General features: G+C 60.9%; 14 protein-coding genes. 8 read left to right on the top strand and 6 right to left on the bottom strand.

Features of this window, described 5'->3' with window-relative positions; genetic code table 11:
* Positions 1-89: 89 nt before the first annotated feature.
* Positions 90-965: an aldo/keto reductase family oxidoreductase gene (locus R6X40_RS09275; RefSeq protein WP_318412866.1), complete on the top strand. Its 876-nt coding sequence runs from the start codon at positions 90-92 to the stop codon at positions 963-965.
* Between the two features lie 143 nt (positions 966-1,108).
* Positions 1,109-1,540, top strand: a complete 432-nt coding sequence (locus R6X40_RS09280; protein ID WP_318412868.1) for a DUF1284 domain-containing protein — start codon at positions 1,109-1,111, stop codon at positions 1,538-1,540.
* Here R6X40_RS09280 and R6X40_RS09285 read toward each other — a convergent pair.
* On the bottom strand, positions 1,499-2,227 hold the full coding sequence (locus R6X40_RS09285; protein WP_318412869.1) for a winged helix-turn-helix domain-containing protein: 729 nt from the start codon (positions 2,225-2,227) through the stop codon (positions 1,499-1,501). The two genes, R6X40_RS09280 and R6X40_RS09285, sit on opposite strands and share 42 nt — an antisense overlap.
* Before the next feature lie 126 nt (positions 2,228-2,353).
* On the opposite strand from R6X40_RS09285, the gene R6X40_RS09290 reads away from it, so the two are divergent.
* The 3 genes from R6X40_RS09290 to R6X40_RS09300 all read left to right on the top strand — a co-directional run bounded on the left by R6X40_RS09290 (position 2,354) and on the right by R6X40_RS09300 (position 4,346).
* A complete protein-coding gene (locus R6X40_RS09290) occupies positions 2,354-2,683 on the top strand; it encodes an NIPSNAP family protein (RefSeq protein ID WP_318412871.1) in 330 nt (109 codons plus the stop codon).
* Positions 2,680-3,042: an antibiotic biosynthesis monooxygenase gene (locus R6X40_RS09295; protein WP_318412873.1), complete on the top strand. Its 363-nt coding sequence runs from the start codon at positions 2,680-2,682 to the stop codon at positions 3,040-3,042. The genes R6X40_RS09290 and R6X40_RS09295 overlap by 4 nt, the downstream gene beginning before the upstream one ends.
* Positions 3,043-3,215: 173 nt before the next feature.
* Entirely contained in the window at positions 3,216-4,346 is a 1,131-nt protein-coding gene (locus R6X40_RS09300) for a site-specific DNA-methyltransferase (protein WP_318412875.1), read from the top strand.
* A gap of 97 nt (positions 4,347-4,443) precedes the next feature.
* Here the strand turns inward: R6X40_RS09300 and R6X40_RS09305 are convergent, their stop codons facing one another.
* The 4 genes from R6X40_RS09305 to mutY all read right to left on the bottom strand — a co-directional run bounded on the left by R6X40_RS09305 (position 4,444) and on the right by mutY (position 7,408).
* Entirely contained in the window at positions 4,444-4,644 is a 201-nt protein-coding gene (locus R6X40_RS09305) for a hypothetical protein (protein WP_318412877.1), read from the bottom strand.
* 661 nt (positions 4,645-5,305) lie between these two features.
* A complete protein-coding gene (locus R6X40_RS09310) occupies positions 5,306-5,662 on the bottom strand; it encodes a nuclear transport factor 2 family protein (RefSeq protein ID WP_318413252.1) in 357 nt (118 codons plus the stop codon).
* An 11-nt stretch (positions 5,663-5,673) separates the two neighbouring features.
* Positions 5,674-6,291 (bottom strand): HAD family phosphatase, encoded by a 618-nt coding sequence (locus R6X40_RS09315; protein WP_318412879.1) that lies wholly within the window; start codon positions 6,289-6,291, stop codon positions 5,674-5,676.
* Positions 6,292-6,301: 10 nt separating this feature from the next.
* Positions 6,302-7,408 carry an A/G-specific adenine glycosylase gene (mutY, locus tag R6X40_RS09320; protein WP_412178357.1) on the bottom strand — a complete coding sequence of 369 codons (1,107 nt, stop codon included), beginning with the start codon at positions 7,406-7,408 and terminating at the stop codon, positions 6,302-6,304.
* A gap of 82 nt (positions 7,409-7,490) precedes the next feature.
* Here mutY and R6X40_RS09325 point away from each other — a divergent pair, with 82 nt between their 5' ends.
* The 3 genes from R6X40_RS09325 (at position 7,491) to R6X40_RS09335 (ending at position 12,729) form a co-directional block, all read left to right on the top strand.
* Positions 7,491-7,997 (top strand): DUF721 domain-containing protein, encoded by a 507-nt coding sequence (locus R6X40_RS09325; RefSeq protein ID WP_318412881.1) that lies wholly within the window; start codon positions 7,491-7,493, stop codon positions 7,995-7,997.
* Between the two features lie 123 nt (positions 7,998-8,120).
* Positions 8,121-9,083, top strand: coding sequence for a DsbA family protein (locus R6X40_RS09330; RefSeq protein ID WP_412178358.1), 963 nt, complete (start codon positions 8,121-8,123; stop codon positions 9,081-9,083).
* Positions 9,084-9,264: 181 nt separating this feature from the next.
* Entirely contained in the window at positions 9,265-12,729 is a 3,465-nt protein-coding gene (locus R6X40_RS09335; protein WP_318412883.1) for a chromosome segregation SMC family protein, read from the top strand.
* 3 nt (positions 12,730-12,732) lie between these two features.
* Here the strand turns inward: R6X40_RS09335 and R6X40_RS09340 are convergent, their stop codons facing one another.
* On the bottom strand, positions 12,733-14,544 hold the full coding sequence (locus R6X40_RS09340) for a caspase family protein (RefSeq protein WP_318412884.1): 1,812 nt from the start codon (positions 14,542-14,544) through the stop codon (positions 12,733-12,735).
* Between the last annotated feature and the right edge of the window lie 20 nt (positions 14,545-14,564).

Genomic DNA, 14,564 nt, shown 5'->3' on the forward strand with positions numbered 1-14,564 from the left:
CACCCCGCACAACGTGTGCGGATTATGCCCCATTTTCACGCGCATCGACAACGCCTATCTTGGTATCGGTTCTTGAAAGGAATGAGATCATGTCAACTATCGATCAGTCCGGTACGTTCGCCCTTGGCGGTCACACAGTCAAAAGGCTCGGCTACGGTGCCATGCAACTTGCAGGTCCCGGCGTTTTCGGCCCGCCGAAGGATCATGATGCGGCGCTTGCCGTGTTGCGAGAGGCCGTTGCCAGCGGCGTAGATCATATCGATACCAGCGATTTCTACGGTCCGCACGTCACCAACCAACTGATCCGCGAAGCGCTGCACCCGTATCGCGACGATCTCCTCATCGTCACCAAGGTCGGTGCCCGGCGCGGCGATGACAAGTCGTGGATCCCGGCCTTTTCCCGCGAGGAGCTGACCAAGGCCATTCACGACAATCTGCGCAATCTGGGCCTGGATGTCATCGATCTCGTCAATCTTCGCCTGATGTTTGCCGTGCACGGCCCCGCCGAGGGATCGTTGGAGGCGCCTTTGACCGTCCTTGCCGATCTCCAAAGGCAAGGCTTGATCCGTCACATCGGGCTGAGCAACGCCACCGCGACGCAGATTGCCGAGGGGCGTGGTATCGCCAAAATCGTCTGCGTCCAGAACCAGTATAATCTGGCCCATCGGGACGACGATGCCCTGATCGACGATCTTGCCCGCGACGGCGTCGCCTATGTGCCGTTCTTCCCGCTCGGCGGCTTCAGCCCGCTGCAGTCATCGACGCTGTCGGACGTCGCTGCACGGCTGAACGCAACCCCCATGCAGGTCGCTCTCGCCTGGCTGCTGCGCCGTGCGCCAAACATCCTGCTGATCCCCGGTACCTCGTCCGTCGGCCATCTGCGCGAGAACCTTGCCGCAGCGGAGCTGGTGCTGCCTGATGATGCGCTCAGGGACCTGGACGAGATCGGCCGCCGCGCCGCTTAAACACCGCAGTTCATTCTATACGCCATGCTTTTTCCAGAGGATTAAAGAACGGCGGAGTTGAGGGCTGGTGGCCTGCTTGGGCCATCGGTTGCCGTTGGAGCCATTGCCGGGTAAGACCGGTTTTTGACCCCGGCAAGGCCCACATGACCGTCCGCTTGCGCCCTCATCATCTGCTCTGCATGCTCACCTTCGTCGGCAAGGGATATACGGCTGCTTTCACCGAGAACTACATCCGAATCGCCGCGCGTCTTTCTGCGGGCGAGGATATTCTGGTGGTCGAGGGGCCGGACGATATCTGTGCGCCGATGATTGCCGAGCCGGACATGCACTGTCTGAACGAGAGTGTGACCGATCGCGATCTCAAGGCGAGCGAAGCGGTCGAAACTTTGCTCGGGTCGTCAGCCGGTCCGGGTGCTTCTATTCGCCCCGATGCGGATTTCCTGCGGCGGATGCGGGAGGCGTTTGGCAAAGACAGCATCCGCGAGGCCTGCCAACGCTGCGAATGGTCGCCACTCTGTACGGGCATCGCTGCGTCAGGCTTCGACGGTGTGCTCTTGACGGCGCTCGACGGGTGACGGCGCGGGCAGGGGGAAGAGTTTTGCGAATTCCGTCTCGCCGGTGCCGGTGAAGCGCACAGCGCGGCTGTCGGTCTCGCGTTTGGCCCAACCCTTGTCCATGAAAAGGGTCAGCAGCGCCTGTCCGAGCGACCCCGAAAGATGCGAGCGGCGTTCGCTCCAGTCAAGGCAGGCGCGGCAGACCGGCCGCCGCAACCGTGTCAGTGCCGGTAGATCAATACCAAGCGCCGTCATCTTTCCTTCGCCGGTTTTCGTCAGCTGCAGCCTGTCGCCGATGCCGGTGATGACTTCTTCCGCCACGAGACTATCGAGCATGCGCACGCCATAATCGCCCGCAAGGTGATTGTAGCAGACCCTGGCCTTGCGCAGCGCCGGGTCCTTGGGGCCAGTGCGATGGCGGGTAAAACCGCGATAGGCGGCAAAGCCCATCAGGCCCTCGATCATCAGGCCGACATCGTCGTCCGCGAGCGTGAAATAGCGGTGCCGGCCCTGTTTGCGCTGGCTGATCAGGCCGCCGGCCTCAAGCTTCGAGAGATGCGAACTCGCGGTCTGCAGGGTGACCCCGGCCGTTCCGGCAAGCTCCGTCGCCGTCAACGCCTTGCCGCTTGTCAGCGCTGTCAGCATGTTGGCGCGGGCGGGATCGCCGATCAGCGAGCCGATGAGAGCAATGTCTGGACCTTCTTTCATGCGGGGATGGTACCCGCGGCGGCGGGTCTCGGCAAGGCTCTATAGTTCGATCGTCATCGAAGCATCCGATCGCTGCAAACTGGCACAAAGGGTCATCCGCAACACCATCCAACGAAGGAAAGACCCATGATCACCTGCTTCATCCGCTACGAAATCGATCCGTTCAAGCGCGAGGAATTTGCCGCCTATGCCCGGACCTGGGGGCAGGCCATCCCGCGCAATGGCGCCGATCTGATCGGCTATTTCGGTCCGCACGAAGGCTCGGCCACTACCGCCTACGGTGTCCACAATATCGGGAGCCTGGCGGCCTACGAGGCCTACCGCGCAAGGCTTGCGGCCGATCCGCTCGGCATGGAAAACTATCAGTTCTCCAAAAAAGAAAGGTTCATCCTCAAGGAGGACCGGATTTTCCTCAAGAACATTTCGGCGCCGCATAACAAGGTCGTTTCGTTTTGATCGCCGTGATCTTCGAGGTCATGCCGGCCGACGACCGGCGCAGCACCTATCTCGATCTTGCCTCGCAATTGCACATGCGCCTTAACGAGATCGATGGGTTTCTGTCGATCGAGCGGTTCGAAAGCCTGAAGGTTCCGGGCAAGATCCTCTCCCTGTCGTTCTGGCGCGACGAGGCGGCGATCGCCACCTGGCGCAACGGACCGGACCATCGGGCCGCCCAACATGCCGGGCGCAACGGTACCTTCGCCGATTACCGCCTGCGCATCGCCAGCGTCATCCGCGACTACGGCATGTACGAGCGCGACGAGGCGCCTGCAGACAGCCGTGCCTTTCACGCGGCAAGGGAACAGGTGCAATAGGCGGCCTTAAAAAAGTGCTCCCGTTAATCATGGCGGGAGTGCCGCATATTGCCGATTTTACAGCATCCTCCTGTATCATTTCGCAAATTTCGCCACCGCCTTCAGCATTTGGTAACCAAGTTCGGTAACCATAAGGACCAATCAGTTCCGAGTAAGCGTAGGTGCGAGTGTCCATGTCATCAGTTGTTTCGTTGGCCGAAATCTCCCGTGGCGTCAGCCCTGCCGGCTGGCTCAATTCCATCATCAAAGGCGATTGCGTCGCCGCTCTTGAGGCACTTCCCGACAACTCCGTCGATGTCGTCTTTGCGGACCCGCCGTACAACCTCCAGCTCGGCGGCTCGCTGCACCGTCCCGATCAGTCGCTGGTCGACGCCGTCGATGACGAGTGGGACCAGTTTGTCTCCTTCGAGGCCTACGATGCCTTTACCCGTGCCTGGCTGCTTGCCTGCCGCCGCGTCCTGAAGCCGACCGGAACGCTCTGGGTCATCGGTTCCTACCACAATATTTTCCGCGTCGGCGCGACCTTGCAGGACCTGAACTTCTGGATCCTCAACGACATCATCTGGCGCAAGACCAATCCGATGCCGAACTTCAAGGGCCGCCGGTTCCAGAACGCCCATGAGACGCTGATCTGGGCAAGCCCCAGTGCCAAGGGCAAGGGCTACACGTTCAACTACGACGCCCTGAAGGCGTCGAACGATGACGTGCAGATGCGCTCCGACTGGCTGTTTCCGATCTGCTCTGGCGGCGAGCGCCTGAAGGGCGACGACGGCAAGAAGGCGCATCCGACCCAGAAGCCGGAAGCCTTGCTTGCCCGTATCCTGATGGCGTCGACCAAGCCGGGCGATATCGTGCTCGATCCGTTCTTCGGTTCCGGCACCACCGGTGCCGTTGCCAAGCGTCTCGGCCGCAATTTCGTCGGCATCGAACGCGAGCAGGCCTATATCGATGCTGCATCCGAGCGGATTGCTGCCGTCGAGCCACTCGGAAAGGCGACCCTGACGGTGATGACCGGCAAGAAAGCCGAACCGCGCGTCGCCTTCAACACGCTGATCGAAAGCGGCATGATCAAGCCAGGCACGGTGCTGACCGATGCCAAGCGCCGTTACAGCGCCATCGTGCGTGCCGACGGCACCGTCGCAAGTGGTGGCGACGCCGGCTCGATCCATCGCCTCGGCGCCAAGGTCCAGAACCTCGACGCCTGCAACGGCTGGACCTTCTGGCACTATGATGACGGCACGTCGCTCAAGCCGATCGACGAACTGCGCGCCGTCATCCGGAGCGGCATGGCCAAGATCAACTGATTGGCTGCCACCGATAAATGCAAAACACCGCGCTCCCGATGGGTATGCGCGGTGTTTGCATGTGTTCAATGATGGATATGGGCGCTGAAGCCGCCGCCTAGGATTTGCCCGCAGGCTCCATCAGGACGTCGAAACAGTGGGCGCAATAGCCGAATTGATAGCCGGTGGTCTGCCACGGCTCGACGGGCTCTTCGCAGCAGATGCAGTGAATGACCCAGCGGGCGGGGCCTTCGGAATTATTCTCCGGGCTGTGTTGCGCGTCTGCGGGTTTTTTCGAAATTTCGGTATTCTCGTTCATATGGTCTGCCTTTCCCGTCTGTGGGCGGGAACGAGTTCCTGAAAAGACAAGTTTCGGAATGTGAAGATTTTTTTCGGGCATCGGCGCAGATCGGACAACGGTTGGTCGGTCGAGAATCATCGCGTGCAGGACGTTGAATCATTATGTGCCCCGCTTGTTTGCGGGAAGCAAGAACGGCGCGTTGCGGGCACAAAGATAATCTCCATGGATGATCCTTGTCCTTCCGTTTCCGGCCCGCACAGGTGGTGGTGGAGCGTGTTTTTCCAGCGCAATTTAGTCTTTGAAATCAGGCCGTGGGTGCGCGGCTTTTAGAACAATTTAACCATCTCGCCCGTAGTCTGCACCTCAAGCAGGACGACCGTGTGATCAACCATGCGAGGCGCGCGGGTTAGCCCGTAAAATGCTTGACGGCGCGGCGAAAGCCGCCTGGTCCAGAAATAGTTTTCGTCCGGTTTAGTACCTTCAGTCCCGGACGAAGACTGAAACGCCCAGGATCAGCGATGATCCTGGGCGTTTGTGTTTTGTCCTGTTGGCCGAACCTCGACCGGCTAAAAGAAGACATCGCCGGCGTTCATCCAGGTGCCGTCATGTCATTGGGCGGGCAGATCATTTTCACCTTGGAAACGCTGCTTTCCGGAACATCAAAAAAGGGCTTTTATTGTCAGAAGTCAGTGACATCGACACTGACGATTTTGCCCTGATCGTTGAAAGTGACGGTTTCTTCGCCGCGGCGAATGAGCGGCTCGCCAGTTGAGGAACTTGTGGCTCTGAGGCTCCAGACGGCGCGAGCCGAGAGCGGCGACAGGGTTTCGATCAGGCTGTTTTCGGCCACCTGGTCGGGGTACTCAACAAAATAGCGCCGGAACGCCGCCATGATATCGGGGCGTCCTTTGAGTCCACCGACCTTGCCGGAGGCATAGGTCGCGTCATCGGCAAAAAAATCTTCGATGACGGCAAAATCAAGCTGATCGATTGCGGCATGAAAACGTTCGGTGGCGGCAGCGGGGTCGAAGGAAATAGTGCTCATGTTCATACCGTCAGTCCATAGGCGAGAAGGTCAGACTGGAGCGTCTGCGGATCGGTAAAGTGAACGGCATGCCATCCGGCCGCGCGCGCGCCCTCGACATTGGGCATGCTGTCGTCGATGAACAGCGTTTCCGCCGGGGTGAGCCCGAAGGATTTGGCATGCGTTTCATAGATCGCCACATCCGGCTTGATCAGCTTGATTTCGCCCGAAACGGTGACACCGCGCGGCAGCGTCAGGAAAGGAAACAGCTTTTGCGCTTCCTTGAACGTGTCGGAGGCAAAATTGGTCAGCATGGTCACGTCATAGCCCTTGGCAATCAGGCTTTCCATGATCGAGACGCATTCGACATAGGCGTGCGGCACCATCTCGTGCCAGTATTTGCGGAAGGCACGGATGCTGTCTGCATGATCAGGATACTCAGTGATCAAAAGCTCTTCGGCCTCCCGCCAGTCGCGGCCGCGGTCCTGCTCGATATTCCAGTCATGGGTGCAGACATTGGCGAAGAACCATTTGCGCTCGGCATCATCGGGAATGATTCGCGAGTAGGGGATATGTGGATCGTAGTGAATCAGCACCCTGCCGATGTCGAAGACGATGTGGCGGATTTCGACGCTGCTCATCAGGTATTCCTCAGTTTTTCCGGCTGTCCAGGCCGCTTTTGAAAGCGTGCGGTATAGCCTGGGCGATTGCTTTTTTCATGACGGTTGGCAGGGCCTGGGCCTCGAGAGTCACCAGCGGCTCCCACCAGCCGTTTCCTGTTTTGTTCTCATTGCCGACCTTGGCCCGATAGATCGACAAGTGCAACTCAAAATGCGTAAAAATATGTGTGATCGTGCCGCAGGGTTCCCAAGGGGCTGCAAAGGGCTGGGCTGAAATCGTGTTGTCGCCATCGACGCGCGATGTCCATGCCGTGCCCGGCACTTCCGTCATGCCGCCGAGCAGGCCGGTTTCGCCGCGCTTCTGCAGATAGACAGCGCCATCGATGCCGCTGGCGACAAAGGCGGCACCCACTCGCAGCGGCTTGTCTTTTTTGGGCGCCTTGCGCGGAAAGGTTTCCGCGTCGGCCCTTTTCAAGGCGAGACAGCCGCCGTTCAGGGGACAGAGCGCACAGGCCGGCCGTTTCGGCGTGCAGATCGTCGCGCCGAGATCCATCATCCCCTGCGCGAAATCGCCCGGCCGGTCCGCTGGCGTCATCTCGGCCACCAGTGCCCGCATTTGCGGCTTGGCGGCTGGCAACGGCGTTTCGATCGCGTGCAGCCGCGAGATCACCCGCTCGACATTGCCGTCCAACACAGCGCTCTGGCGGTTGAAGGCAATGGCGGAAACGGCGGCGGCGGTATAGTCGCCGATCCCCGGCAACGCCTTCAGCCCGTCCTCGGTGTCCGGAAACATCCCCTTGTGGTCGCGTGCGATAGCCTCGGCGCATTTCTTCAGGTTACGGGCGCGGGCATAATAGCCGAGACCGGCCCAGGCCTTCATCACCTCTTCGGTGTCGGCCGAGGCAAGGTCGGTGACCTTTGGCCAAAGCGCCAGGAACTTGTGGAAATAGGGTTTGACTGCCTGCACGGTGGTCTGCTGCAGCATCACTTCCGACAGCCAGACGTGGTAGGGATCTGCGACCACGCCGTCGCGTGCCATCGGCGGCGAGATGCGCCAGGGCAGGTCGCGATGATGCCGGTCGTACCAGGAAAGAAGCTGTGTGGCCGCATCGGCCGAATTCATTGTCTGCTGCATCATTTGCCGGAAAGTTGGTTGAGGCCTATACTTGGCGAAGTGTTCGCCATCCTTCAAGGCGGATTCGGAAACCGAAAGATATCTGTTGAAACAACCTTATACCCGCAAGAGCGGCCGTCAGATCAGCGAGATCGCCAATGGCATGCTCGATCCCGTGCTTGCCAAACGGGCCGGTATCAACACGCTGCTGCTCGGTTCCTGGGACGAAATCGCCGGCGAGGACTTTGCCGATTGCACCCGGCCGGAAAAGATCGCCTGGCCGCGCCGCGCCTCGGAAATGACGGGTGAAGGGGGCTATCAGCCGGGTGTGCTGACCATTGCCTGTGAGGGCGCCCGTGCCCTGTTCCTTACCCATGCGCAGGGCGAATTGATTCAGCGGATCAATGGCTTTTTCGGTTTTCCGGCGATCAACCAGATGCGCATCGTCCAGAAACCAGTTGCGGCGCCACCGAAACCCTATAGCAAACCCAGACCCTTGACGGGCGAACGCGCCCGGCATCTGGAAACGCTGATCGACGGTATCGAGAACGATGCGCTGAAGGCGGCGCTGACGCGGCTTGGCACTGCGGTGCTTGCGCCGAGAAAAAAGTGAGCGGGACCATCAGCCGGTCACAATTGTTTGAACGTTGGTGAGCGACAGCCCCTTGTCGCCTTCAACAAGGCAAGTTATCGAATTTTCGACCGATTTCGTTTATCCCCTTACACAGGTGAAACCATGTCCCTTTCTGAACTGAGCCCTTTCAAGCGCCTTCTGAGCGGCGTCGCCGTGGCTGCCATCGCTGTGACGCTCGCCGCCTGCAGCGACGAGAAGAAGGACGCGGCCGCAAAAACGCCTGCGACGGAAACCACCGATACGGCCGCCAAGACCGAGGTCAAGCCCGCTGACGGCGGCTCGATGATGTCGTCCGCCACGGCGGCGAAGCCTGCTGAGGGTGGTTCGATGATGGCCGCCAACACAACCATGAAGCCTGCCGACAATTCCATGATGGCGGCAGCAAAGCCGGTGGATGGCACGACGACGTCCTCCACCACGTCTTCGGCGGCAACGCCGGCAACGGCTGCGGCTGGCCAGACACAGATGGCCCAGGCCGCAGCGCCCGCAGCCAAGGTTGAGGTTCCGCAGTCGGAAGGCGAAGTCGATGTTGCCAAGCTGATGGCTCCAGGCCCGCTGCCGGAAATGTCGGTCGGCAAGGCCGACGCCAAGGTGACGATCGTCGAATACATGTCGATGACCTGCCCGCATTGCGCCCGCTTCCACAACGAAACCTACGACGCCATCAAGACCAAGTATGTCGATAGCGGCCAGGTTCGTTTCGTGCTGCGCGAGTTCCCGTTCGATCCGCGTGCGGCTGCCGCCTTCATGCTGGCGCGCTGCGCCCCTGAAGGTCAGTATTTCCCGATGATCTCGATGCTGTTCAAGCAGCAGGAACAGTGGGCTGCCGCACCAAACGGCCGCGATGCGCTGCTGCAGATGTCGAAACTCGCTGGTTTTACACAGGAGAGCTTCGAGGCCTGCTTGACGAACCAGAAACTTCTGGATGATGTGCAGGCAACGATGCAGAAGGGTGACAAGGATTTTGGCGTCAAGGCCACCCCAACCTTCTTCGTCAATGGCAAGAAGTATTCCGGAGAAATGTCGGTTGACACCATGTCGGCCCTTATCGACTCAATGCTCTGATCTCCAGCGTTTTAACAAAACGACCGGCGGGCGCCTCAGTGCGCCCGTTTTTTATTGGCATATTTCCCTTGTCGTATGGGGTGATCATGCCTCACGCTGATATTCCAACACATGCACGCCAGAATGCCCGCCGCATGCGCAAGGCGATGACGGACGCAGCCTCGAATGCGGGGCAAGCGGCATGAGGTTCACCAAACTCCGTCTTCTCGGCTTCAAGTCCTTCGTCGAACCATCCGAATTTGTCATCGAGCGCGGGCTGACCGGTGTTGTCGGGCCGAACGGGTGCGGCAAGTCCAATCTGGTCGAAGCGCTGCGCTGGGTGATGGGGGAGAATTCCTACAAGAACATGCGTGCGTCCGGCATGGACGACGTGATCTTTTCCGGTTCCGGCAACCGTCCCGCCCGCAACACCGCCGAAGTCGGCCTCTATCTCGACAATTCGGACCGCACCGCGCCTGCTGCCTTCAACGACAGCGATGAGATCCAGGTCACCCGCCGGATCGAGCGCGAAAACGGTTCAGTCTACCGGATCAACGGCAAGGAAGCCCGCGCCAAGGACGTGCAGCTGCTGTTTGCCGATGCCTCCACCGGTGCCCGCTCACCGTCGATGGTCGGGCAGGGGCGGATCGGCGAGCTGATCTCTGCCAAACCGCAGGCCCGGCGCCAGTTGCTGGAAGAGGCCGCCGGCATTTCAGGTCTGCATTCGCGCCGCCACGAGGCGGAGCTGCGGCTGAGGGGCGCCGAGACCAATCTCGAGCGGCTGGAGGATGTGACTTCGCAGCTCGAAAGCCAGATCGAAAGCCTGAAGCGCCAGTCGCGCCAGGCCAATCGCTTCAAGATGCTGTCGGCCGATATCCGCCGCCACGAGGCGATGCTTTTGCATATCCGCTGGGTACAGGCCAAGGAAGCCGAGGGCGAGGCCGATAGCCAGTTGAACCAGGCGACGTCCTTGGTTGCCGAAAAGGCGCAAGCCCAGATGGAAGCGGCAAAAGCCCAGGCGATCGCCAGCCTGAAGCTGCCGGAGTTGCGTGAAGCCGAAGCCCGGGCGGCGGCGGCCCTGCAGCGCCTGCAGATTGCCAAGTCGCAGCTGGAAGAAGACGCTGGCCGCATCCTTCGCCGCCGCGACGAACTGCAGCGCCGCCTGTCGCAACTGCGCGAGGACATCGTTCGTGAAGAGCGCTTGATCGCCGACAATGCCGGTATCCTTGCCCGCCTGGATGAGGAAGAGAGCGAACTCGCCGATATGCTGGCCGAAGCGGGCGAGCGTGCCGAGGAGGCTCGCGAGCGGCTTGCCGATTCGAATGAGAAACTGGCTGACAGCGAACGGCAGCTCGGCTTGCTGACTGCAGAGCGCGCCGAGGCGCATGCGTCGCGCAATCAGCTTGAAAAGACCATTCGCGATCTCACGGAGCGGCAGGCGCGTCTCGCCAAACAACTGTCCGACCAGACCCGCGATCTCGACGAACTTGACCGGCAGATCAAAACGCTGCCGGATCCTGCAGAAAAGCAGGAAGACGTCGAAGCGGCCGAATCTGCGCTTGAGCAGGCGGAAAACGCCGTTGCTGACATCGAAGAGGCGTTGGCCGCCGCTCGTCAGGCCGAAGTCGCTGCCCGTCCGCCCGTCGATGCGGCGCGTTCGCAGGTCAATGGTATAGAGACCGAGGCTCGTACAATCCGGCGTATGCTGGACGCATCGGCCGTGCAGGGCGCTGCCCCGCCCGTCGTCGATGATATGAAGGTTGATCGTGGTTTCGAGACGGCGCTGGGCGCCGCACTCGGTGAAGATCTGGAATCACCGCTCGATCCAGATGCGCCCGCCCATTGGCGCGCGCCGGGCGACGGGTCCAACGATCCGCAATTGCCGGCAGGCGCAACACCGCTGACGCAGCATGTGCGCGCTCCCGAAACCCTTGACCGTGGTCTGCGCCAGATCGGCATCGTTGATAGCGACGCGGCGGCGGAGCGGTTGCTGCCGCTGCTGAAAACGGGCCAGAGACTGGTGACCCGAGACGGTGCCGTCTGGCGCTGGGATGGACACGTCACGGGTGCCGACGCACCAAGCGCCGCTGCCCTTCGGCTGGCGCAGAAAAACCGCCTTGCCGAACTCGAAAGCGAGCTTACTGATGCCCGCGATCTTCTGGCCGCGCGAGAAGCCGAGCTTTCCGCTGCTGCTGCCCGCATCCGCGCCGAGGACGAGCGTCTGCGCCTGTCTCGCGAGACGCAGCGCATGGTGGTGCGCAAGCTCGCCGAAGCCCGCGATGCGCTGGCCGCTGCCGAGCGTGCCTCCGGTGATCTTGTTCGCCGCCGGGCCGTGCTTGCCGAAACCAGCAGCCAGCTTTCTCTTCAGGTCGAGGAGATCGGCGAACAGATGGAGGGCGCCCGCGAGGCGCTGGAGGATGCCCCCGACGTTGCCGGGCTGGAGCAGAAACTGAACAGCCAGATGACCACGGTCGCGACAGACCGTGCGCTGGTCGCCGAGGCCCGCGCCATCAATGATGGCCTCGCCCGTGAGAACGAAGCCCGCGAACGCCGCATCCGCGCCATCGCGGCCGAGCGGCAGACCTGGAACACCAGGGCGGCGAGCGCACAAGAGCATATCGAGACCCTGCGCGAGCGCGAAAGCGAAGCGCGCGAGGAAGCTGAAGAGCTGCTCGAAGCCCCGGATGAATTCGACGAGAAGCGCCGGGCGCTGATGAGCGAACTGTCGAAGGCCGAAGAGGCGCGCCGCCAAGCGGCGGACGTGCTGGCCATCGCCGAAACCCGCCAGCGCGATGCCGACCGCATCGCCGTCACCGCACTGTCGGAACTGGCCGAGACCCGCGAAAAGCGTGGCCGCGCCGAGGAACGGCTGGTGTCCGCCCGCGAAAAGCGGCTCGAAGGTGAAGCCCGTATCCGCGAAGTTCTGAGCTGTGCACCGCATGAAGTCATGCGGTTGACCGGCCTTGCCGTCGATGCAGAATTGCCGGATGTCCGCCAGATCGAGCGTGAACTTGACCGGCTGAAGATCGAGCGCGAGCGGCTGGGTGCCGTCAACCTGCGCGCCGAGGAAGAGCAGAAGGAACTGACCGACAAGCTCGACGCGATGCTGAAGGAGCGCGAGGACGTCATCGATGCGATCCGCAAACTGCGTTCGGCGATCCAGAACCTCAACCGCGAAGGCCGCGAACGCCTGCTTGCTGCATTCGACATCGTCAACGTCCAGTTCCAGCGGCTGTTCACCCACCTGTTCGGTGGCGGCACGGCTGAGCTGCAGCTGATCGAGAGTGATGATCCGCTCGACGCCGGTCTCGAAATTCTCGCTCGCCCGCCGGGCAAGAAGCCGCAGACGATGACGCTGCTATCGGGTGGCGAGCAGGCCCTGACGGCAATGGCGCTGATCTTTGCGGTGTTCCTCACCAACCCGGCGCCGATCTGCGTGCTCGACGAAGTCGATGCACCGCTCGACGATCACAATGTAGAGCGCTATTGCAACCTGATGGACGAAATGGCGGCCTCCACCGAGACCCGTTTCGTCATCATCACCCACAACCCGATCACCATGGCCCGCATGAACCGCCTGTTCGGCGTCACCATGGCCGAACAGGGCGTCTCGCAGCTCGTCTCGGTAGACCTGCAGACGGCGGAACAGCTGCGCGAAGCGGTGTAGGCCTCACTCCAATTCCATGACAAAGGAATAGGTGCCGTCGCTCTGCCCCATGTCGTCCCAGGTATCGACATATTGCGTTTCAGTGTCTGCCTTTCCCTGTTTGTGGGCGTAATACATGCCGTAGTCATCACCGCGCTTGTTTTCGTTCGGCATGTCCCTGAACCATTTCGAATAGGTCATCGGCTCGCCATTTTCCCACTTCCAGCCGCCGCGGGGTTCCTTGCCCGCCGGATCCTGGATAAGGCCGATCCATGCGCCCATCTTGTAGGAAACGCCGCCCAATGCGTCGTATCCCATCAAAAATAGGCGAGGGTCCTTGTTGAGAAGCGACGCAACGAAACTGTTTTCAGCCTCCGAGGTGATGGTTGCGAGATAGCCACCGCACCGTTTTGAAATCGCCGCCGCCGATTGCCGGTTGATGATGCCGGCGCGCATGAGGACGTAGAGATGTCCGTTGAAGGAACCGTAGGTCCTTTCGAAATAGGGATTGCAGGCAACGGCCTTCAGCACGCGCGGATCGGTTTCAATCCCCTCGAAATCCTTGGGATTGTAGACCCGTGCCTGCGGCGAGGAGTACAGGCCGTTCCAGTAGGGCTGGACGGTCATTCCAAGGCTTTTGGCCGTCTCCTCGTCAAAATAGCCGGATTTGGGAATGCCAATGGATGCCTGATAGTCCGCGAGCGCCCGCCGCGTTTGCTGGCCGAAAGCGCCGTCCGGTTCGCCAATGGCAAAGCCCCGCCCGATCAGCGCCACCTGGATATCGTGCCGTTGAGGCTTGCTTAATCCTAGCCCGGCTTCACGCGTTTCAGCGTTGGTGCCGCTGCGTTTCGCCGGGGCCGGCTGCAGCTGATTCAGCATTTGCCGCGCAAGGATTGCCTGTTCGCCCGTCTGGTGTTTTTTCAGGAAAAGTCCCCAGAAGCGCGGTGTATTGACCCGCAAGGCCTTGCGAAAATCGGCCTCGATCTCCATCGTTTTCAGATCGATCGCCGATGTGGCGGAAGGCGCCCGTTCCTGAATCTGTTCCTCCTTCGGCAAAGACGGGTCGAAATAGAATTCCAATGCCAGCGACGACAGGATCTGCGGCGATTGCTTGCCATCCGTCGCTTTTCGAACGTCCCGGATGACCCGTTTGAACGCGGTGCCTATTTCGAGGCCGGGGCTTGCGAGATGGCCGATCAGGGCCGTTGTAAAGGGAGAGTTCTTGCCGCTTCCGTCAGACGCAACTTGTCCCGGTGCAGCAGCGAATGCGACCATGGTGCCGGCACTCTCTGTTTCGACCGGCGCCAGTCCTCGTGTCGCGATGCTTCTGGTCGCCCCTTCGACTTCCTGGTTGAGACGGTTGGCGAGCGGATTGTTGCGGCATGCATCGAGAAAGAACAGCGCGATCTTCGCCTTTTTCTCAACGGCTGCGATGACATCCGTCAGCGCCAGCGTTTCGGCGGCGACATCGAATTCGCTCGCCAGCCGTGCATCGGTTCCTACAAGATAGTTCTCGCCGCGAAGCTGCATGCCATGACCGGCGAAGTAGAAAAGCGCCACATCGTTCGTGTTGATCTTGCCGACAAAGCGAGACATTGCCTCGGCCAGGTGGCGGCGGTCCGCATCGATCACGACATCCGCGTCAAACCCGCGGGCTGACAGAAACGCTCCGAATTGACGCGCATCGTTGACCGCATTGGGCAGCGTGCCGGCGGCTTCGTATTGTCCGTTTCCGATGACGAGTGCGATCCGTTTACCCGTTTCCTCCGCGGCAACGTCAGGCGCTACGGCGAGCATGACAGCCAGCCAAAACAGGCAGAGCAGGTACATTCGCATCGTGATCACTCCCCAGGCTA

The sequence above is a fragment of the Rhizobium sp. PL01 genome (assembly GCF_033447125.1).
Classification (GTDB): Bacteria; Pseudomonadota; Alphaproteobacteria; order Rhizobiales; family Rhizobiaceae; genus Pararhizobium.